We start from the raw sequence: 20,567 nt of genomic DNA on the forward strand, positions 1-20,567 counted from the left end.
ATTTAGGAGTAAGCTAGTGCTCAGGCCAACATTTGACTTAGAACCATAATAAAATAAAGAAACCCCCTAGCCATAAACATTAATATGGCAAGGGGTTTTCATTATTAACCAACAGAACCGTCCATTTCCATCTTAATCAGACGGTTCATTTCTACAGCATATTCCATTGGTAGCTCTTTCGTAAATGGTTCAATGAAGCCCATTACGATCATATCTGTTGCTTCTTGCTCTCCTAAACCTCTACTCATCAGGTAGAATAGCTGTTCTTCTGAAACTTTAGATACTTTTGCTTCGTGTTCAAGTGAAATATTGTCATTATAAATTTCATTATACGGGATTGTATCTGATGTTGATTCGTTATCCATAATCAACGTATCACACTCAATATTAGAACGGGCACCTTCCGCTTTACGTCCAAAATGAACGATACCTCGGTAATTTACTTTTCCACCTTTTTTCGAAATTGACTTTGAAACAATAGATGAAGAAGTATTTGGTGCTAAGTGATGCATTTTAGCGCCTGCGTCTTGATGCTGGCCTTTCCCAGCCAAAGCAATCGAAATGGTGTTTCCGCGTGCTCCTTCTCCTGCTAGAAGTACAGCTGGGTATTTCATGGTAAGCTTAGATCCCATATTTCCATCAATCCATTCCATTGTTGCATTGGATTCACAAGTTGCACGCTTTGTAACTAAATTATAAACGTTATTTGCCCAGTTTTGGATTGTTGTATAACGGCAATATGCATCTTTTTTAACGAAAATTTCTACTACTGCACTGTGTAGTGAATTTGTTGTAAATACAGGAGCTGTACAACCTTCTACATAATGTACAGATGCACCTTCATCAACAATAATTAAAGTTCTTTCAAATTGTCCCATATTTTCGGAGTTAATACGGAAGTAAGCTTGCAGTGGTGATGTTGTTTCTACACCTTTTGGTACATAGATGAATGAACCACCTGACCATACTGCAGTATTTAACGCAGCAAATTTATTATCTGAAGCTGGTATAACTTTACCAAAATATTCTTTAAACAGCTCTTCATGCTCTCTAAGTGCTGTGTCTGTATCTTTAAAAATAATTCCAAGTTTTTCTAAGTCTTGCTCTAGACTTTGATAAACTACTTCTGATTCATATTGAGCTGAAACACCGGCTAGATACTTTTGCTCTGCCTCTGGAATGCCGAGTTTATCAAATGTTTCCTTAATTTCATCGGGTACTTCATCCCAAGTTCTTCCTTGTTTTTCAGAAGGTTTTACATAATAGACAATTTCATCAAAGTCTAACTCAGAAAGATCACCACCCCATTGAGGCATTGGTTTACTATAAAAAACATCTAACGCTTTTAAGCGTTTTTCAAGCATCCATTCTGGTTCCTCTTTCATTCGGGAAATTTCTTCAACAACGTTTTTCGTCAAGCCTCTCTCAGTACGAAAAACAGAAACATCCTTATCGTGGAAACCATATTTATATTCTTCCATTTCAGGTATATCTTTCGCCATGATTAAAACCTCCTATAAGATATTCATACAAACGGAGTAATGCCTTTTAGGACATTTAGGTTTGTATGCTAATCCATTGGCTAACTACTCTTTATGAACACCTTTTTCCATTGCCTTCCATGCTAGTGTAGCACATTTAATGCGTGCTGGAAACTTAGAAACTCCTTGTAGTGCTTCTATATCTTCCAAGTCTAAATCTGCTGTATCCATGTCTTTTCCAAGCATCATATCGGAAAACAATTCAGACATTTGTAATGCATCATCTAACGTTTTCCCCTTAATTGCTTGAGTCATCATAGACGCAGAGGACATGCTGATCGAACAACCTTCACCATCGAATTTAACATCTTTTACGATATTATCTTCTACTTGTAATTGTAATTGTATACGATCCCCACAAGTTGGATTATTCATATCAACAGTCAGTACGTCACCATCGATAACTCCCTTATTACGAGGGTTTTTGTAATGATCCATTATTACTTGCCGGTACAGTTGGTCTAGATTACTAAAAGACATTACCAAAAAACTCCTTCGTTTTTAAAAGTCCATCAACCAAAATGTCAACATCTTCTTTTGTATTATACAAATAAAAACTCGCACGTGCTGTAGCTGTTACATCCAGCCATTTCATAAGCGGTTGGGCACAATGGTGACCCGCCCGTACAGCAATTCCCTCTGCATCAAGTACCGTTGCTGTATCATGCGGATGTACACCCTTCAAATTAAACGTTACTAATGCAGCTCTTTTTTCAGGCCCATAGATTTCGATATCATCAATTGTATTCATTCTTTCTATTGCATAATCTGCCAATTCATGCTCATAATTTGCCACTTTATCCATGCCGATTTCATTCAGAAAATCAATTGCAGCACCTAAACCAATTGCTCCAGCAATAACTGGTGTCCCGCCTTCAAACTTCCAAGGGAGTTCTTTCCATGTAGAATCGTATAAATTTACGAAATCTATCATTTCTCCTCCAAATTCAACTGGTTCCATAGACTCTAGCAATTCTCGTTTACCATACAATACCCCAATACCAGTAGGACCACACATTTTGTGTCCGGAAAACGCATAAAAGTCACAGTCCATATCTTTTACGTCCACTTTAATATGTGGTGCACCTTGAGCGCCATCCACAAGAATAATCGCTCCATTTTCATGAGCAATTTTAGCAACTTCTTTTACTGGATTCACTGTACCTAATACATTGGATACATGTGTTATGGCAACAATTTTTGTGTTTTTAGTAACTGTCTTTCGCACATCTTCAAGTGTTATTGTGCCATCGGATTGTAAAGGGATATATTTCAACGTAGCATTTGTGGCCTTTGCTGCTTGCTGCCATGGAATAATGTTACTATGATGTTCCATTGGGGTAATAACAATTTCATCACCCGCTGTTAAATGATGACGTGCATAACTTGTTGCAACAGTATTGATCCCAGTTGTTGTTCCACGATTAAATATTATTTCGGCGGAACTCTCTGCATGAATGAATCGCCGCACTTTCTCACGAGCACCTTCATACTTGTCGGTAGCTCGTGAGCCAAGTGTGTGAACACCTCTATGCACATTAGAATTATCTTGTCGATAATAATCATTAACTGCTTCGATGACGGACAATGGTTTTTGTGCAGTTGCAGAAGAGTCCAAATAAACAAGAGGATGTCCATTAATCTCCTGATTTAACACTGGAAATTGTTCTTTAATAGCATTTATATCCATTAGTATACCTTCTTCTCAATGACTTCTTTTAATTGTTCTCTAACGGAAGCAATTGGTAATTGATTAACAACTGGTGCAAGGAACCCATGAATGATTAAGCGCTCTGCCTCTGTTCTTGTGATACCACGACTCATTAAATAATAAAGTTGAAGCGGATCTACTCTTCCTACTGATGCTGCGTGCCCCGCTGTAACATCATCTTCGTCTATTAAAAGAATAGGGTTTGCATCTCCTCGTGCATTCTTACTTAACATCAGAACACGAGATTCTTGTTCCGCATTAGCCTTTGATGCACCATTTTCAATTTTTCCGACTGCATTGAAGATTGAAGTTGCACTATCTTTTTGCACCCCATGCTGCAAAATTTGTGCATCTGTATTTAAGCCATAATGAACTGTTTTTGCAGTGAAGTTTTCAATTTGTTTCCCTCTGCCAATCGTAACAGTTTTAGGGAATACACTTGAATTATCACCTACTAGGTGACTGACATTTTCAAATATTGTATTACCATCGTTCATTTGCCCCAATGCCCAATTAATCGTAGCATCACGATATGCAATTCCACGACGATTCATATATGTGGTTGTTCCGGCAGCAAAGTTGTCAACTGCACCAAAAGATACTGTTGCATTGTTATATGCTATTACTTCAGTTACTACGTTTGCTATTGTTTCTTGTTCATCATTATGTGAAATGTAATTCTCGACATAGGTTAACGAACTGTTATCGTCTGCTACTACTAACACATGATTAAACAATGCTGTCTCAGGATCTTCTTGCCAGAAAATAGCTTGCAGGGGCTCTTCTACCTGTACATTTTTTGGAATATATACGAATATCCCACCATTCATGAGCGCTGCATGGAAAGCCGTTAACCGATGCTCATCTACAGAAACAGCGTCTTTCATATAGTATCTTTTTACTAAATCTTCATGATTTTGAATAGCTGTGAATATATCTGTAAAAATAACACCTTTATCTTTTAACTCTTTACTTAAAGCACTATATGCTACAGTTTGGTTACACTGAACCAATACGTTTTCCGATGCACCTTCTTGATTTAATAAGCCTTGAATTTCAGATGGCAAATCATTCTTTGATGAAATCGCTTCTCGCTCTGATACATGCTTGAATTTACTGAAATTCCAACGATTTATTTTTGTTTTATCAGGCTTAGGCATTTCTAGCGCATCAGCTTGCTCTAAAGCTTGAAGGCGTAATGATTTCATCCATTCTGGTTCATTTCTTTTTTGCGAAAACTGTTCGATATATTCTTTATCGTATGGCAGTTTTGTTTCTACAGTCATTTTACCCCTCCTAACAATACTATTACGCTTTTTGCCCTACTGTTTCGTCTTCGATGCCTAGTTCTGCTTTAATCCACTCATAGCCTTCCGCTTCTAGTCTTTGTGCTAATTCAGGACCGCCTGATTTAACAACACGGCCTTGCATCATCACGTGGACGTAATCAGGTGTAATATAGTTTAATAAACGTTGGTAGTGTGTAATGATTAGGCATCCGAAGTTATCTTCGCGCATTTTATTAATACCTTTAGAAACTATTTTCAATGCGTCAATATCAAGACCGGAGTCAATTTCATCCAAAATTGCAATTTCTGGCTTCATCATCATTAATTGCAAAATTTCGTTACGTTTTTTCTCTCCGCCTGAAAATCCTTCATTCAGATAGCGTTGTGCCATATTTTTATCTATTTCTAGAAAATCAAGCGTTTTGTCCATTTCCTTGATAAACTTCATTAAAGAGATCTCATCGCCTTCTTCACGGCGAGCATTAATGGAAGAACGTAAGAAGTCAGAAGTTGTTACTCCGCTGATTTCACTAGGATATTGCATTCCGAGGAATAGGCCAGCACGTGCGCGCTCATCTACTTCCATCTCTAGTACATCTTCCCCGTCTAGATGAATACTTCCTTCTGTAATTTCAAATTTAGGATGTCCCATAATCGCGGAAGCAAGCGTTGATTTTCCAGTACCATTGGGACCCATGATTGCATGGAATTCTCCGCCTTTTATTGTAAGGTTTACACCTTTTAATATTTCATTACCTTCAATGGTTACATGAAGATTCTTAATTTCTAAAACTGATCCAGCCATGTCGATACCTCCAAGTACTATTTGTTTGAATGAAGTTTCAATCCATTCTTAATTTATTCTAATTATAATCTTAAATCATTTAGAATCAATATTCAACTCTTTTAGTTTTAAGGTGTAGATGGGTTAATTATAAAAATTTCTTAATGATAAAAATGATATCATATTTTCAATAAAGGGAGATTAATAGGAGTAAAACGAGTAGATACTATTCATTCATAAACCATAAAAATACTGGTGATCCTTTCAATCGGGAACACCAGTATATCATATTATTACTTATGAATTTGATTATCTATTTCAGCGATAAGATGTTTACATTGTTCATACTCCTGTTGTCTCCGTTTTTCAACAGTGAGTCGTTTATCAAATTTTCTGCTGTACTCCGCATATCCCATATTATGAGACTGTTGCATTGCTTTTTCCATTTTTGGAGTATAATTCATTCGTATTCCACTTTGGATAGTGAACCATCCTTTCGGTTTATTTGCAATCAACTTTATCGTATCACATATAGAATACCCCAGACAAAGTGCGAATAAACACATATTGGCGAAAAAAGCTTCATTTTATGAATTCTCTTAAATATAATGTTCCCCAAGTCTTAAAACAATGAATTTCTCTGTCATTAACAATTGAATACTGTGTTTTTCGATTTCATAACTCATGAAATATCCGTTAATGATCTCCATCAACAAGAACAACAGCTCTTGCGTAAATCTTCAATTTAAATCAATTAAAATTCCTCCTAAATATAAAAAGCCTTTCTGCTTGAGAACAGAAAGACGTTATATCTCAAGTTTTGTGTTCTTTCATATGGTTTCGTCAACAATATTGGCTATATTTTAAATTGTTACTTTCTACTAAACAATTCAGGTTTATACTTCAGTAGATAAGAGTAAATATTAGGAATAGACTTAAAAGCATAAATTTTTTCTTTTATTTCATTCTCTTCCTTAATAAATAAACAAGGCACACTTTCTATTTTTGCCTCTTGCATAAAGTCAGAGAACAAAGATGCATTCATTTCATAAAAGATGTCCTCTCTATGGACTGATTCAATATGCTCAAGCATAGATCTTGCCAAATGGCATGTACCGCAAAAAGGTGTGTGAATATATAATAAATAACGTTCTGTGTTTAAAAGTTCATTTGTCATCGATAGCAAAAAAATCACCTTATCGTTATATTGTATAATACATCTAATGTAATCTACATTAAATAAATGGGGTTAACCATTATATCCTTATCTATTAATGCCATTGCTAAAATTTCTTCAGGGGTTGTTGCCACCTCCCGAAATTCACTGTTTACATAAATATGTTCTGCGTGCGGAAGCTCATGCGCTAATTGTTTCCTGAGTTTTATTCCGGCATCATCTTCATCAACAAGAATATAAACATCTTTATAATCTAAATCATAACCATCTAATAATTCATCAAATCGTTCTACTCCAAGTGTTCCATTTGTACAAATAATCGTGATGTCGTCCATTAGTACTTTTTCTATTTGCCTTTTATCTGTTAACCCCTCAACAATAACAATCCTATCTGTATCATCACCCATCATACCATAACACCCCTTCATCATTAAACAAAAAAGCCAGCGTTAGCATATTCTTTAAATTATTTTTATTTGCTTCTTAATATATAGTATATGTTTCAAACTGTATTAAAGTACAAATAAGACTGACCCGCAACTTTACTAGATGCGAGTCAGTCTTTGTATGTTTCTAATTATTAATCTTCATTTATAAATTCTTGATATTGCTCATCTGATAGAAGCTCATCAATTTCTGATTCATTTGATGGCTCTACTACGATCATCCAAGCTTTTTCATATGGTGACTCGTTTACAAATTCTGGACTATCTTCTAAGTCTTCATTTATTTCAACAACTTTTCCGCTAATTGGCGCATATAGTTCAGAAACTGTCTTAACTGATTCAACACTTCCGAATGGCTCATCAGCTTCGATATCGTCACCTTCTTCAGGAAGTTCTACAAATACAATATCTCCCAATTCTGATTGAGCAAAGTCTGTAATACCAATACGAACTTTGTCACCTTCTTTTTTAACCCATTCGTGCTCTTCTGAATACAATAAATCTTTTGGTAAACTCACTGTAATCCCTCCGTTTTTAATTGCATAAGTATAGGCATGTCTTTTTCTATGTTAGTATATCTAATAATAAAAGAATTCACTTCGATTATCAAGTAAAAAAGAGATAATTGGAAAGTACATCATTCATTTTATTTTAACCACATTTCTTTATATGTATCCTCGTTAAAACCAACAAGCACATTTGTTCCATCTGTTGCAATAGGGCGCTTGATTAACATACCATCAGAAGCTAAAAATTCTGCCATTTCCACTTTACTGGCATCTTTTATTTTATCCTTCATATTAAGCTCACGATATTTTTTTCCGCTTGTGTTGAAAAATTTTTTAGCCGGTAAACCGCTCTTATCAATGAGGTCCAATAACACCTCTTTTGCTGGTGTTTCATCCACGATATGTATACTGGTATACGGAACATCATTATCATCAAGCCACTTTTTCGCTTTTTTACACGTGCCACACTTCGGGTACCAATAAAAGGATAACACCATTATTTCCCTCCTTCATTTCATCGTTTCCCTTGTATTGTAACATAAGAATAAAGGCCTGCCACATCTAATGCATGCGGCAGGTCTTTTTCATTCAAATACTATACAATATATTTTTCTTCATCAATGATAGTAGAAGCAATTTCTCGTTTTTTAGCAATTACGTTGATTGGTGTATGTCTTGTAAGTTTGCGTAAAGATGAAAGCATCATACGTAATGCGTCACCTTCTTCTACTGCAATTAATGTTTCTTTAGCATCTGCTTCAATACGGTTAAAAGCTTCCTGAGCATAAACTTGTGTGTATAGAAGTTTTTGTTTGCTATTTTCTTCGCCATTTCTATCAATTGCTTTCTGTGTACGAAGAATTGCTGCCTCCATATTGTATACTTCTGCAGCTATATCCGCTAAATTCACAAGAATTTCTTGTTCATTTTCAATATTTTGTTGGAATTTTTGTGCAGCTAATCCAGCGCCCAGCAATACTATTTTCTTTGCATTTTTCAATAAATATTTTTCCTGCTCTAATGTCTCAGAACCAACTTCTTCCGGCATCAGCATCATTAATTCTTCTTGTAACTCTTGCGCTTTTTGAAGTAAAGGCAATTCCTTCTTCATTGCCTTCTTCAGTAACGTTCCAGGAACAAGAAGACGATTGATTTCATTTGTTCCTTCAAAAATTCGGTTAATTCTTGAATCCCGGTACATACGCTCTACTTCATATTCTTGCATAAAACCATAGCCGCCATGAAGTTGAAGAGCCTCGTCAGATACATAATCAAGTAGCTCTGTACAAGTGTATTTATTCATGGAACACTCAATTTGATATTCTGCAATTGCCCGGGCAATTTCACGTCCATCTTTAAGCTGCTCATCAGTTAAAGAACTCATGCGTTGTTTAAACAAACCTACTGTGCGGTAAACAGCACTTTCATTTGCATAGGTCTCTACGGCCATTGTAGCTAATTTTTCTTGTGTAAGAGAAAAACTTGAAATAGGAGTATTAAATTGCTTTCGTTCATTAACATATTTTGTAGCAAGCTCTATGCTTCGTTTTGAGCCACCTACACCGCCAATTGCTAATTTATAACGACCAACATTTAAAATATTAAATGCAATAATATGTCCGCGTCCTTTTTCTCCTAACAAATTTTCAACCGGAACTTCCGCATCCTCTAACACTAATGTACGTGTTGATGAACTTTTGATCCCCATTTTCTTTTCTTCAGGACCAGTTGAGACACCAGGAAAGTCTCTTTCAACGATGAATGCCGAGAAATGTTCACCGTCAATTTTTGCATAGACAATAAAGACATCAGCAAATGCAGAGTTTGTGATCCATTGTTTTTCTCCATTTAAAACATAATGTGTTCCTGCTTCATTCAGTTTAGCTGTAGTTTTTGCGCCTAAAGCATCAGATCCAGAGCTTGGTTCTGTTAATGCATAAGCAGCTAATAATTCACCGGTTGCTAGTTTCGGCAAGTACTTTTCTTTTTGTTGATCATTTCCGAAAAAGACAATTGGAAGTGAACCAATTCCAACATGTGCACCATGTGTTACTGAAAATCCACCTGCACGAGAAAATTTCTCGGAAATTAGTGCAGAACTAATCGTATCTAATGCTAATCCGCCATATTCTTCAGGTACATCTGCGCCAAGTAATCCTAGCTCACCTGCTTTTTTCAATAAATCTACAGAATGCTCAAATTCATGATTTTCCAGATTATCAATTTTTGGTACAACTTCACCAAGTACAAAATCTTCCGTTGTTTTGGCAATCATATGATGTTCTTCCGTAAAATCCTCCGGCGTAATAACATCATCAGCCTGTAAATCTTCTACTAAAAATGCGCCGCCTTTAAAAGTTTTTTCTTGTGTTTCACTCATTCTTATCGTCCCCTTTTTTTAATAAATAAAATCTAAATGAACCTTTTATACATAGAATGGCAGATTACAAGAGTTCAAAAACACCTGCTGCTCCCATTCCACCTCCAATACACATTGTCACAACGCCAAATTGCACATTGCGGCGTGCCATTTCATGAGCCAGGCTTAATGTTAGCTTTGTGCCAGTCATACCCAACGGATGTCCTAAAGCAATAGCTCCTCCATTAACATTCACTTTATCTGTATCTAAACCGAGTGTGTTTATTACATGAACAGACTGTGAAGCAAATGCCTCGTTCAATTCGATTAATCCAATATCAGAAAGGTCAAGTCCAGCAATCTTCAATGCTTTTGGTACTGCCTCTACTGGTCCTGCACCCATTATTTCGGGAGCAACTCCAGCAACAGCAAATGACCGAAATTTCACTAGTGGAGTTAGGCCCTCTGATTCTGCTTTTTCCCTATCCATAACAAGTACAGAAGCAGCTCCATCACTCATTTGTGATGAATTCCCAGCTGTAACTGATCCAGTCACAGAAAAAGCTGAACGCAGTTTGGAGAGAACCTCTATCGATGTTCCCGGGCGCACGCCTTCGTCGGTGTCAAACATCTTTGTTTTTTCGTCAATTTTATTTTCTTTTCCTACAAAACGATTTGTTACTTCCACAGGAACAATTTCATCTTTAAATTTATTTTCGCTAATCGCCTTCGCAGCACGTTCATGACTTTGCACAGCAAAAGCATCTTGATCGCTTCTTGAAATATTAAATCGTTTGGCTACTTCTTCCGCGGTGTGTCCCATTGACATGTAATATTCTGGTGCAGTCTCTACAAGCTTAGAATTTGGCTTGATGTTATGTCCGCCTGTAGGAATTAAACTCATTGACTCTGCCCCGCCTGCAATAATTGAATCACTTGCACCAACCATTATTCGTTCTGCTGCATAAGCGATACTTTGTAAACCGGAGGAGCAATAGCGATTAATCGTAATAGCAGGTATATCCGTTTTTAAATCTGCAAGCCCTACAATATTACGAGCCATATTTAGCCCTTGTTCTGCCTCTGGCATTGCACAGCCGATAATGACATCATCTATATTTCCATTATAATCTCCAGCACGTTTTAACGTTTCTTTAATCGTTAATGCTGCTAAATCATCAGGTCGTGTTGTAGCAAGTTTACCCTTTTTCGCTTTCCCTACCGGTGTTCTTGCACCTGCAACAATTACAGCTTCCTTCATGTTACTTCCTCCTTAGTTTATTAATTGCGAAGTGGTTTTCCTTTCATTAGCATATGTTGCATTCTAGCTTGAGTTTTCGGTTCACCTATCAGACTCAAGAATGCCTCACGCTCTATATCAAGCATTGTTTGTTCATCAATATAGGATCCTGCCGTAATTCGGCCACCAGATAGTACATAAGCTAACTTTTCTGCAATTTTCAGGTCATGGTCTGAAGCATAACCGCTATATTGAAGTGATTTTGCACCTAGCAACATAGCTGCATATCCGGAATCACCGACTACAGGAATCTTTTCACGTTTTGGAGCAGCATATCCTGCTTTTGCTAAAGATAATACTTTTTGTTTTGCGTCATAGAGTAAATGTTCTGGATTTACACTAATTCCATCTTGCTTATTCAAATATCCATTTTCACGCGCCTCTTCAGCAGAAGTCGAGACATTCGCCGTTGCGATTTGTTCAAAAACATTATTAGCTACTTTGGATAGGTCAAAATCAATTCCCTGTGGCATATTGCGAAGCATCTTTAAATAAAGCTCTTTTGTTCCTCCACCGCCTGGTATTAGGCCTACTCCACATTCAACAAGACCAAGATATGTTTCCTGGGATGCTTGAACGGCACTTGCAGGCAACGTTACTTCTGCACCACCGCCTAACGTCATATTAAACGGAGCTGTAACAACTGGTTTATTGGAATATTTGATAGCCATTGCCATGTTTTGGAATTGCCTGATAACCAAATCTAATTCAAAAAAGTTATCATCTTGAGCTTCAAATAACATCATCCCGAGATTGGCACCTACACAAAAATTCTTTCCTTGATTTCCGATAACAAGGCCCGCGTAGTTTTTGTCAACTTCCTCAATTGCATATTGCACCATTTGCATGATGTCTGGTCCAATTGCATTACTTTGAGAATGGAATTCTAGTCCTGCTACACCATCACCTAAATCAATCAAACTCGCACCCTTATTCTTTTTGATAACTCCATTTACATCTTTTAATCTTTTTAGATTAATTTCTTTTTTATTAAACGTTTGTTTTTTAAATTCCCCGTTATCATAGTAATAAATAGCACCATTGTCTTCCTGGTAAAATGTTTCGTTTCCTTTTTCCAGATGCTTTAATACCCAATCTGGAATTTTGTCCCCTTCAGCTTGCATACGCTCAACTGACTTGCTAACGCCAATGGCATCCCACATTTCAAATGGTCCTATTTCCCAGCCAAACCCTAAACGCATTGCTTGATCAATTGAAATAATATCATCCGCAATTTCGCCTAGTAATTCAGCAGAATAAATAAGTACAGGCTTAACTACTGACCATACTAAGTCACCGGCTTTGTCTCCTTTTGCCTTTACAAGCGCTTTCAATTTGTTTTTGGATCCCTTTGCTTGATTAGCCATTTCAGTTGCGGGTGTTTTTAATTTATTGCGATCCTCATATTCCATTGTTTCTGGGTTCAGTTCATAAATGACACTTCCCTTATCACCCTTCTTTTTCAGGTAAAATCCTTGACCAGCTTTGGATCCAATCCAACCATTTTTTTGCATCTCCATCATAAAGTCCGGAACGCGGAACATCTCTTTTTCATTGCCATCCACCTGGTCAAAGACGTTTTTGGCTACATGGATAAATGTATCCAATCCGACAACATCCAATGTCCGGAATGTTGCACTTTTTGGACGTCCGATCATTGGTCCAGTAACTGAATCAACTTCTCCTACACTATAGCCACTGTTTAGCATTTCTTGGACCGTGACAAGCAAGCCATATGTTCCGATTCGATTTGCAATAAAATTAGGCGTATCTTTCGCTTCTACAACACCTTTTCCAAGAACATCCTCTCCAAATTCTTTCATGAATTCCAAAATTTCAGGATCGGTGTTTTTCGTTGGTATAACCTCTAATAATTGCAGGTAACGTGGCGGATTAAAAAAGTGTGTACCTAGAAAATGCTTTTGAAATTCTTCTGAACAGTCAGCAGCCATATCTTCGATTGAAATACCTGACGTATTCGAACTTACAATCGTTCCTTCTTTACGATACTTTTCAACATTTGCAAACACTTTTTTCTTTATCTCAAGATTTTCTACAACTACTTCGATAATCCAGTCAACATCCGCTATTTTTTCCATATCATCATCCATATTTCCAACTTCAATTAAGTCAAGACTTTCCTTTGTTGTAATTGGTGATGGTTTTTGTTTTAAAAGGCTTTTCTTACTTTCTGCTGCCAAGCGATTTCTAACTGTTTTATCATTTAACGTTAATCCATTTTTTTCCTCATTCTTCTTTAATTCCTGCGGTGCTATGTCCAGCATTAACGTTGGTATTCCAACATTAGCTAAGTGAGCGGCTATACTGGAACCCATTACTCCTGAACCTAACACTGCAGCACGCTTGATTGTTTGCTTCATGTTTTGTCCTCCTACCTATAATTTGAATGAATACTCATTCATTTTATTTTAAAAAATAAAAGATAGTAGTGATCTATCCGTCTATATATACTATAAAATACTTTTGAATATTTAGCAATATATATCTTTAAATTTTCCAAATTTTTTAAAGCGTCACTATTATTAATCATGATATGCTCGTATGCAATTTTTGCTAAAATACACGTTCTTTCTTTTGTAGCTACCCTAATCGCTGATCCCAGCTTCCTAAAATACAATAACATTTTTTATTGAATCGTAATTATTCCTATTTACAAATCGAAACCATTACGATATGATTAAAAATGAAATAAAATGGAAAGGAATTTATTTATGAAAATATATCAAACAATTATAACAATACTAATCATTGGACTGATTGCAATAGGATGCTCCCCATTCTCTAATCAACCGAACAATGATCAGCTTTCCATATATACAACAATTTACCCAATACAATATGCTGTTGAACGGATTGGTGGAGATACCGTGAGCACAACATCAGTATATCCGCCCGGAGTAGATGCACATACGTATGAACCTGCTTCTAAAGAGATGACAACCATCGCAAAAGGAAATGCTTTTATTTATCTTGGAGCAGGTATGGAAGGTTTTGCTGAAAACGCAGCAGAAGCACTCCAATCACAAGATGTTAAACTGATTGAAATCGGACGCCACGATGAGCTGTTTCATTCAGAAAATAGTCATTCCAACCATTCAGAAGAAACCCACCATCACGATGGACATAACCATGGAGATCATGATCCTCATATATGGTTAGATCCTGAACGAATGATTGAAATGAGCACCGTAATTAAAGATGAATTAATAAAACTCAACCCATCAAAGGAAGACGAATATAACGAAAATTTTAATAATCTAAAGAAAAACCTAGAAAATCTTGATCAAGCCTTCTTTGATACCTTAAATCCCAAACAAAATAAAGATCTACTTGTTTCCCATGCTGCTTATGGTTACTGGGAAGAACGATATGGAATTGAGCAAATTGCAATAAACGGACTCTCTTCCAGCAATGAACCTTCACAAAGAGATTTAACAAAAATTATTCGTCAGGCGAGAGAACATCAGTTAAAATATATTATTTTTGAACAAAATAGTTCGAACCGAGTAAGTGAAATTATTCAAGATCACATTAATGCAGAAGCTTTAACGATTCATAATCTCTCTGTTTTGACTGATAAGGATATTAAAAATAAAGAAAACTATCTCTCATTAATGGAACACAACTTAGAAATACTAGATAAAGCTATCAAATAAGGGAGGATGTATGATGTCAAAACCAATCATAACAATGAGTAATATCAATTATGCGTATGACAATAAAAAGGTTTTAAAAGATATCAATTTCGAAGTTCCACGCGGTTCTTTCATGGGGCTAATTGGACCAAATGGCGGCGGTAAAACAACTTTGATCAAACTCATTGTTCGATTATTAAAACCAGATAATGGCTCTATTCAACTCTTCGGTGAAGCCATCGAAAAATATCATAAATGGAATAAAATTGGATTTGTTTCCCAAAAATCTAATTCTTTTAACAAAGGGTTCCCAGCCACTGTTTTTGAAGTCGTTTCAATGGGGCTTACTGCCAAAATCGGATACTTTAAATTTTTAACAAAAAAACATAAAAATAAAGTACTCCATGCCATTGATCAAGTCGGCATGCTTGATTATGCATACCAGAATATCGGGAATTTATCTGGGGGCCAGCAACAGCGTGTATTTATTTCCCGTGCTCTGGTCAGTGATCCAGAATTATTAATTTTAGACGAACCAACTGTTGGTGTTGATTACGAGAATGTAAAACGTTTCTATGAACTACTGCACGAATTAAACGAGAAACGAGATATTACTTTACTGCTTGTGACTCATGATACCGGTACAATGACCGAACATGCCACAGATATTGTATGTCTTAATCAAACCCTTCATTTTCACGGAAAACCAGAAGAATACACTTCTTTATCTGAAGCTGAATTATCACGATTTTATGGACATCCAGTAAATGTTATCACGCACGATCACTAATCTTGGAGGAACTTTTATGATAGCTGACTTTTTAGAATTTGATTTTTTGCGACACACTTTTTTTACCGGTCTATTAATTGGATTAATCGCACCCTTACTTGGTGCATTTATCGTGGTCCGTCGTCTTTCCCTTATAGCGGATGCTCTATCACATGTAACTTTGGCTGGAATTGCTTTTGGTCTCTTTTTAGAAAAGAAAGTTTTAGGAGCAATTATAACACCTTTCTATAGTGGGTTGACTTTTTCGGTCATAGGATCAATTTTCATTGAAAAACTTCGTACCGTTTATAAAGATTATCAAGAACTGGCAATCCCCATTATTTTATCTGGCGGCGTTGGTTTAAGTGTTATATTTATCTCCCTGGCAAATGGCTTTAATACGGATATATTTAACTACTTATTCGGATCTGCCTCGGCAATCAGTCAAAAAGACTTCTTTACAATTATCGTAATTTCAATCATCATTTTATTTAGTATTGGGTTATTTTATAAAGAATTGATGACACTCTCTTTTGATGAAGAACATGCTACTGTTTCTGGAATCCATTCAAAACGAATCCATTTATTATTTATAGTTTTAACAGCTTTAGTTATAGCTGCATCCATTCGTATCGTTGGGGTTTTGCTTGTATCTGCCTTAATGACATTACCGGTTGCAGCAAGCATGAGATTGGCAAGAGGTTTTAAACAAATGATTATTCTGTCTATCATTTTTGGGGAAGCTGCAGTCATTACAGGGTTAATTAGTGGTTACTATTTAAGCATGCCACCCGGGGGGACAATAGTGGTGGTATCAATTATTATTTTATTGCTTTCAATCAGCGTTAAACGGTTTAATTTTAAGAGAGGAGAGCTTGAAAAATGAACGTGAGTGAAGCGATTGAACTTTTAAATGATAAAGGTTTTAAAACGACAAGTCGGCGAAAAGATATCTTAACCTATTTTTTTGATGCAGATGGTTATCGAACAGCGAAAGAGCTAATGCAACATATGGAAGCAATCCATGAGGGAATTAGCTTCGATACCGTTTACCGAAATTTGAATATCTATCATGAAATCGGTATTTTGGAATCTACAGAATTAAACGGAGAAAAGCTTTTTCGAATGAATTGTACAAACGAACACCACCACCATTTTATTTGCAAAGAATGCGGAAAGACAAAAGAAATAGCCCTTTGCCCAATGGATGATATAAAAGGAACCTTAAAAAATTATTATATTGAAGGACATAAATTCGAAATTTATGGGCTGTGTCCTGGATGTTTATCCGCATAAAATATACGGAAGAATGTATGTGCAGAACCTGGACGGTAAAGCTGGAGCTAAAACTCCAGCTTTTTTCATTTATTAACCAAATACTTCTGACAGTACCTTCGATTCTTTATGATCGAGCATATTTTTATGAATCACTTTATCCACTAGCATATTCATTTGTGTTTTGATTTCTTGTGACGCATCTGCTTCCCCTACAACATATATTTTTTCCCAATGATTATCTTTCGCACGCTTGTCTAATTTAGAAGCAATGCACTTATACCAACGATGCTTATTCGCTTCATAACGATCTTTAAAATTCTCTTTTTGCGCATTTATTGAACCGAGTCCTGTTGTATTATTTGCTGCCCGTGGTCCTACTTTTTGTCTCCAATCATCTGTATCTAAATTCAACTCATAATACACCGTATTTTCAACGTCATTTAAATAAGACTCTATGATCTTGATTTCGTTTTGCTGAACGAGAATAACCCCTGTTCTAGGATAATGCTCGCAAAGGGATTTTAACTGATCAAGCACAGGAGTCTCCTGCCAGTAAAACTCTGTTTTTAGCCGAGCTTGAAAACGAGCTGCAAACCAAACATCTTCACTGGCACTAGCAAAAATAATAATTCCTTTTCGTAAAGCCAGTTCATTTTCAAATACATATTTTTTTACTTTTTGCTTTACTAATTGAAAATTTTTTAATTCCTCTTTATTATTGGCTTCTTCTAGGTATTGTTCAAAATTTCTTAGTCCATTTTTAAATTGCAGCTTCCACTCACCGCCCTGTTGTTCCGGATCAGATGGGTCTGTATTCAAGTACATGGTAAAAGCTTTATCAGGTCCTTGTTTATTTACTTTTTCTAGCTTGTTTAGCTGCTTGCTAATGTTCATTATAATTTTAACACCCCTCCTAATATAATCTTATAATAATATTTATCCTTTCACTTCCTTAAATAAACATTATTTACATACGCTAGAAAATGTTTGTTTTTACCTAAATCTTTACCCATAAAAAAACAGCTAAATTAGCTGTTTTTAATTCATCATTACTGGTTGACAAATTCCTCAGCATGAATCAACTGATTTTTCACCTGTTCTTTTCCAGTACCTCCTATACTATTTCGAGCATTTACAACGTTTTTATAAGCTAATACATCATAGATATCCGATTCAAATAAATGATGAAAATTCTTATATTCTTCCAGTGACAGATCCAATAGATACTTTTTATTCTCAATCGCATATAAAACAATTTTTCCAATCACTTCATGTGCCTCGCGAAAAGGCAGGCCTTTGGTCGCTAAATAGTCTGCGATATCGGTTGCGTTCGAATAATCCTGCTCTACTGCCTGATACATATTTTCCTTATTAACATGCATTGTTTTTAGCATTGGAGCAAGTAAGCTAAGTGCCCCATCAAGTGTCGCTACAGTATCAAATACACCCTCTTTGTCTTCTTGCATATCTTTGTTATACGCTAATGGAAGACCTTTTAATACAGTTAGTAAACTCATCAAGTTCCCGTAGATTCGGCCTGTTTTCCCGCGTAAAAGTTCTGGAACGTCAGGGTTCTTTTTTTGTGGCATAATACTGGATCCAGTACAAAAAGCGTCATCTAGCTCGATAAATTGGAACTCTTGACTAGACCATGTTATTAATTCTTCAGAAAGTCTGGATAAATGCGTCATAATAATGGAACAGACAGATAAAAATTCTACTGCGAAATCACGGTCACTAACAGCATCTAAACTATTTGGATATACTTGATCGAATTGAAGCATTTCAGCTGTTTGCTCGCGATTGATTGGAAAAGTCGTCCCTGCTAAAGCGCCCGCACCTAAAGGCGACCAATTTACCCGTTTCAGGCTATCTTCAAGTCGCTGTTTATCACGCTGAAACATCCAAAAATAAGCTAACAAATGATGCGCAAATAAAATGGGCTGCGCTCGCTGTAGGTGCGTATATCCGGGCATGATCGTATCCATGTTATCTTTTGCCTGACTTATAATTGCACGTTGGACGTTTTCCAAATGCTTAATCATGATTTTTGTTTGTTTGCGGACATACAGGTGAAAATCTGTTGCAACTTGATCATTTCTGCTTCGTCCTGTATGCAACTTTCCTCCGACAGGACCAATTTCATCAATAAGCATTCTTTCAATATTCATATGAATATCTTCATTGGCAACAGAATAATCTACCTTTCCTGCTGCCACTTTTTCTCTTATTGTTACCAGTCCTCGGATTATTTGATCCCTTTCTTCTGCAGAAATGATTTCCTTATCCGCAAGCATTGTAACATGTGCCAAGCTTCCTTCGATATCTTCATAAACAAGTTGTTTATCAAAGTTTATGGATGCTGTATATTCTTCTACTAATTTATCTGTTTCTTTTGTAAATCTACCGCCCCATAATTTTGTCATGTCATTTTCTCCTCTTAGTTAAAAATTACTTTGAATGGATAACTATATTGGTATTTTTTTTATTTTGTGCATAAATTTCTGTTGGCAATCCCCACAATTTAATAAATCCAACTGCCGCATTATGATCAAACATATCTCCTTTTTCATACGTAGCAAGAGCTTCATTATACATGCTCTGTGGAGACTTGCGTGCTGTAACTTGATGGTTTCCTTTAAACAGCTTGACACGTACCTTTCCAGTAACTACTTCTTGTGTTTCATTAATAAAAGCATCAATTGCAGGACGCAATGGTGAATACCATAATCCATCATAAATAATTTGTGAAAATTGCTGGTCTACTTTTGCCTTAAATTGACTAACCTCACGCGTATGTGTTAAAAACTCCATTTCTTTATGGGCATTGATCAATATTAATGCTGCTGGATTTTCATATACTTCACGGGATTTAATGCCTACTAAACGGTTTTCAATATGATCAATACGTCCAACCCCATGTTTTCCCCCAAGTTCATTTAAAGTTTCGATAATATCAACGAGATTCATTTCTTGACCATTCAAGGCAACAGGAATACCTTTTTCAAAAGAAATGTCTACATGATCAGCTACGTTTGGTGTATTTTCTACCGGATTCGTCCATTCAAATGCTTCTTCTGGGGCTTCATTCCATGGATTTTCTAACACGCCTGCTTCACATGCCCGCCCCCATATATTTGCATCGATTGAAAAGGGATTATCTAAATTAATAGGAATAGGAATACCTTTCTCCTTTGCATAAGCAATTTCTTCATCACGTGTCATTCCCCACTCACGAACCGGTGCTACAACATCTAAGTCTGGATTTAAGGCTTTAATTGATACTTCAAAACGAATTTGATCATTTCCTTTTCCTGTACAACCATGTGCTACTGCACTCGCACCTTCTTGTTCTGCCACATCCACTAACAGCTTAGCAATAAGTGGTCTACTTAAAGCTGATGATAGTGGATATTTGCCCTCATATAATGCATTCGCCTTCAAAGCAGGCATTAAATAATCTTTTGCTAATAATTCTTTTCCATCAATGACAACAGCATCAACAGCTCCTACTTGCAGAGCTTTTTGGCGAACAGCTTCCAAATCCTTTTCTTCTCCCATATCAATCGCAAGTGCAACAACATCATAATTATATTTTTCCTGTAACCATTTTATTGAAACGGATGTATCTAAACCACCAGAATATGCTAATACAATCTTTTCTTTACTCATTAAAATCCATCCCTTCTTTACTTGAAACGAACTTTTTATTGATTATGAATTATTATACATAATAAAGCATAAAAAT

At 36.2% G+C, this 20,567-nt stretch carries 20 protein-coding genes; 4 read left to right on the plus strand and 16 right to left on the minus strand.

Going from position 1 to position 20,567, the window contains the following annotated elements; translation table 11 throughout:
- Positions 1 to 104: 104 nt before the first annotated feature.
- The 13 genes from sufB to J2Z81_RS06435 all read right to left on the minus strand — a co-directional run bounded on the left by sufB (position 105) and on the right by J2Z81_RS06435 (position 13,497).
- The gene (gene sufB / locus J2Z81_RS06375; protein WP_029268760.1) at positions 105 to 1,502 is read right to left on the minus strand and encodes a Fe-S cluster assembly protein SufB; all 1,398 of its coding nucleotides are present in this window, start codon (positions 1,500 to 1,502) and stop codon (positions 105 to 107) included.
- A gap of 84 nt (positions 1,503 to 1,586) precedes the next feature.
- Positions 1,587 to 2,021: a Fe-S cluster assembly sulfur transfer protein SufU gene (gene sufU / locus J2Z81_RS06380; protein WP_029268762.1), complete on the minus strand. Its 435-nt coding sequence runs from the start codon at positions 2,019 to 2,021 to the stop codon at positions 1,587 to 1,589.
- The gene (locus tag J2Z81_RS06385) at positions 2,011 to 3,231 is read right to left on the minus strand and encodes a cysteine desulfurase (RefSeq protein ID WP_029268764.1); all 1,221 of its coding nucleotides are present in this window, start codon (positions 3,229 to 3,231) and stop codon (positions 2,011 to 2,013) included. Before J2Z81_RS06385 ends, sufU begins: the two co-directional genes overlap by 11 nt.
- Positions 3,231 to 4,538 (minus strand): Fe-S cluster assembly protein SufD, encoded by a 1,308-nt coding sequence (gene sufD / locus J2Z81_RS06390; RefSeq protein ID WP_029268766.1) that lies wholly within the window; start codon positions 4,536 to 4,538, stop codon positions 3,231 to 3,233. The genes J2Z81_RS06385 and sufD overlap by 1 nt, the downstream gene beginning before the upstream one ends.
- 22 nt (positions 4,539 to 4,560) lie before the next feature.
- Entirely contained in the window at positions 4,561 to 5,346 is a 786-nt protein-coding gene (sufC, locus tag J2Z81_RS06395; RefSeq protein WP_029268768.1) for a Fe-S cluster assembly ATPase SufC, read from the minus strand.
- 272 nt (positions 5,347 to 5,618) lie between these two features.
- Entirely contained in the window at positions 5,619 to 5,789 is a 171-nt protein-coding gene (locus J2Z81_RS06400; protein WP_198020926.1) for a hypothetical protein, read from the minus strand.
- 407 nt (positions 5,790 to 6,196) lie between these two features.
- Positions 6,197 to 6,502, minus strand: coding sequence for a thioredoxin family protein (locus J2Z81_RS06405; RefSeq protein ID WP_029268770.1), 306 nt, complete (start codon positions 6,500 to 6,502; stop codon positions 6,197 to 6,199).
- Between the two features lie 53 nt (positions 6,503 to 6,555).
- Positions 6,556 to 6,912, minus strand: a complete 357-nt coding sequence (locus tag J2Z81_RS06410) for a toprim domain-containing protein (RefSeq protein ID WP_029268772.1) — start codon at positions 6,910 to 6,912, stop codon at positions 6,556 to 6,558.
- 170 nt (positions 6,913 to 7,082) lie between these two features.
- Positions 7,083 to 7,466, minus strand: coding sequence for a glycine cleavage system protein GcvH (gene gcvH / locus J2Z81_RS06415; protein WP_029268773.1), 384 nt, complete (start codon positions 7,464 to 7,466; stop codon positions 7,083 to 7,085).
- A 128-nt stretch (positions 7,467 to 7,594) separates the two neighbouring features.
- The gene (locus J2Z81_RS06420; RefSeq protein WP_029268775.1) at positions 7,595 to 7,954 is read right to left on the minus strand and encodes an arsenate reductase family protein; all 360 of its coding nucleotides are present in this window, start codon (positions 7,952 to 7,954) and stop codon (positions 7,595 to 7,597) included.
- 98 nt (positions 7,955 to 8,052) lie between these two features.
- Entirely contained in the window at positions 8,053 to 9,837 is a 1,785-nt protein-coding gene (locus tag J2Z81_RS06425) for an acyl-CoA dehydrogenase family protein (RefSeq protein WP_226370937.1), read from the minus strand.
- 64 nt (positions 9,838 to 9,901) lie between these two features.
- Positions 9,902 to 11,077, minus strand: a complete 1,176-nt coding sequence (locus tag J2Z81_RS06430; protein WP_226370938.1) for an acetyl-CoA C-acetyltransferase — start codon at positions 11,075 to 11,077, stop codon at positions 9,902 to 9,904.
- A 20-nt stretch (positions 11,078 to 11,097) separates the two neighbouring features.
- Entirely contained in the window at positions 11,098 to 13,497 is a 2,400-nt protein-coding gene (locus J2Z81_RS06435) for a 3-hydroxyacyl-CoA dehydrogenase/enoyl-CoA hydratase family protein (RefSeq protein ID WP_226370939.1), read from the minus strand.
- A 351-nt stretch (positions 13,498 to 13,848) separates the two neighbouring features.
- Between J2Z81_RS06435 and J2Z81_RS06440 the strand changes: the two genes are divergently transcribed.
- The 4 genes from J2Z81_RS06440 to J2Z81_RS06455 are packed head-to-tail and all read left to right on the plus strand — an operon-like array spanning position 13,849 to position 16,837.
- Positions 13,849 to 14,793 (plus strand): metal ABC transporter solute-binding protein, Zn/Mn family, encoded by a 945-nt coding sequence (locus J2Z81_RS06440; RefSeq protein ID WP_029268783.1) that lies wholly within the window; start codon positions 13,849 to 13,851, stop codon positions 14,791 to 14,793.
- A 13-nt stretch (positions 14,794 to 14,806) separates the two neighbouring features.
- Entirely contained in the window at positions 14,807 to 15,562 is a 756-nt protein-coding gene (locus J2Z81_RS06445) for a metal ABC transporter ATP-binding protein (RefSeq protein WP_029268785.1), read from the plus strand.
- 16 nt (positions 15,563 to 15,578) lie between these two features.
- The gene (locus tag J2Z81_RS06450; protein WP_029268787.1) at positions 15,579 to 16,427 is read left to right on the plus strand and encodes a metal ABC transporter permease; all 849 of its coding nucleotides are present in this window, start codon (positions 15,579 to 15,581) and stop codon (positions 16,425 to 16,427) included.
- Positions 16,424 to 16,837, plus strand: coding sequence for a Fur family transcriptional regulator (locus J2Z81_RS06455; RefSeq protein WP_029268789.1), 414 nt, complete (start codon positions 16,424 to 16,426; stop codon positions 16,835 to 16,837). Before J2Z81_RS06450 ends, J2Z81_RS06455 begins: the two co-directional genes overlap by 4 nt.
- A 72-nt stretch (positions 16,838 to 16,909) precedes the next feature.
- On the opposite strand, the gene J2Z81_RS06460 is transcribed toward J2Z81_RS06455, so the two are convergent.
- The 3 genes from J2Z81_RS06460 to J2Z81_RS06470 all read right to left on the minus strand — a co-directional run bounded on the left by J2Z81_RS06460 (position 16,910) and on the right by J2Z81_RS06470 (position 20,491).
- On the minus strand, positions 16,910 to 17,713 hold the full coding sequence (locus tag J2Z81_RS06460; RefSeq protein WP_029268791.1) for a VLRF1 family aeRF1-type release factor: 804 nt from the start codon (positions 17,711 to 17,713) through the stop codon (positions 16,910 to 16,912).
- Between the two features lie 155 nt (positions 17,714 to 17,868).
- The gene (gene argH / locus J2Z81_RS06465) at positions 17,869 to 19,245 is read right to left on the minus strand and encodes an argininosuccinate lyase (protein WP_226370940.1); all 1,377 of its coding nucleotides are present in this window, start codon (positions 19,243 to 19,245) and stop codon (positions 17,869 to 17,871) included.
- A 25-nt stretch (positions 19,246 to 19,270) separates the two neighbouring features.
- Positions 19,271 to 20,491: an argininosuccinate synthase gene (locus J2Z81_RS06470; protein WP_029268793.1), complete on the minus strand. Its 1,221-nt coding sequence runs from the start codon at positions 20,489 to 20,491 to the stop codon at positions 19,271 to 19,273.
- Between the last annotated feature and the right edge of the window lie 76 nt (positions 20,492 to 20,567).

Source organism: Virgibacillus alimentarius (assembly GCF_017874635.1).
Taxonomy (GTDB): domain Bacteria; phylum Bacillota; class Bacilli; order Bacillales; family Amphibacillaceae; genus Virgibacillus_B; species Virgibacillus_B alimentarius.

Coding starts and splice junctions, on each gene's coding strand:
- sufC (WP_029268768.1), bottom strand. CDS start 5,346: ATGGCTGGATCAGTTTTAGAAATTAAGAATCTTCATGTAACCATTGAA.
- J2Z81_RS06420 (WP_029268775.1), bottom strand. CDS start 7,954: ATGGTGTTATCCTTTTATTGGTACCCGAAGTGTGGCACGTGTAAAAAA.
- J2Z81_RS06440 (WP_029268783.1), top strand. CDS start 13,849: ATGAAAATATATCAAACAATTATAACAATACTAATCATTGGACTGATT.
- sufB (WP_029268760.1), bottom strand. CDS start 1,502: ATGGCGAAAGATATACCTGAAATGGAAGAATATAAATATGGTTTCCAC.
- J2Z81_RS06460 (WP_029268791.1), bottom strand. CDS start 17,713: ATGAACATTAGCAAGCAGCTAAACAAGCTAGAAAAAGTAAATAAACAA.
- J2Z81_RS06430 (WP_226370938.1), bottom strand. CDS start 11,077: ATGAAGGAAGCTGTAATTGTTGCAGGTGCAAGAACACCGGTAGGGAAA.
- J2Z81_RS06470 (WP_029268793.1), bottom strand. CDS start 20,491: ATGAGTAAAGAAAAGATTGTATTAGCATATTCTGGTGGTTTAGATACA.
- J2Z81_RS06410 (WP_029268772.1), bottom strand. CDS start 6,912: ATGATGGGTGATGATACAGATAGGATTGTTATTGTTGAGGGGTTAACA.
- J2Z81_RS06400 (WP_198020926.1), bottom strand. CDS start 5,789: ATGAATTATACTCCAAAAATGGAAAAAGCAATGCAACAGTCTCATAAT.
- argH (WP_226370940.1), bottom strand. CDS start 19,245: ATGACAAAATTATGGGGCGGTAGATTTACAAAAGAAACAGATAAATTA.
- J2Z81_RS06450 (WP_029268787.1), top strand. CDS start 15,579: ATGATAGCTGACTTTTTAGAATTTGATTTTTTGCGACACACTTTTTTT.
- J2Z81_RS06385 (WP_029268764.1), bottom strand. CDS start 3,231: ATGGATATAAATGCTATTAAAGAACAATTTCCAGTGTTAAATCAGGAG.
- J2Z81_RS06405 (WP_029268770.1), bottom strand. CDS start 6,502: ATGACAAATGAACTTTTAAACACAGAACGTTATTTATTATATATTCAC.
- J2Z81_RS06455 (WP_029268789.1), top strand. CDS start 16,424: ATGAACGTGAGTGAAGCGATTGAACTTTTAAATGATAAAGGTTTTAAA.
- sufD (WP_029268766.1), bottom strand. CDS start 4,538: ATGACTGTAGAAACAAAACTGCCATACGATAAAGAATATATCGAACAG.
- J2Z81_RS06425 (WP_226370937.1), bottom strand. CDS start 9,837: ATGAGTGAAACACAAGAAAAAACTTTTAAAGGCGGCGCATTTTTAGTA.
- sufU (WP_029268762.1), bottom strand. CDS start 2,021: ATGTCTTTTAGTAATCTAGACCAACTGTACCGGCAAGTAATAATGGAT.
- J2Z81_RS06445 (WP_029268785.1), top strand. CDS start 14,807: ATGTCAAAACCAATCATAACAATGAGTAATATCAATTATGCGTATGAC.
- J2Z81_RS06435 (WP_226370939.1), bottom strand. CDS start 13,497: ATGAAGCAAACAATCAAGCGTGCTGCAGTGTTAGGTTCAGGAGTAATG.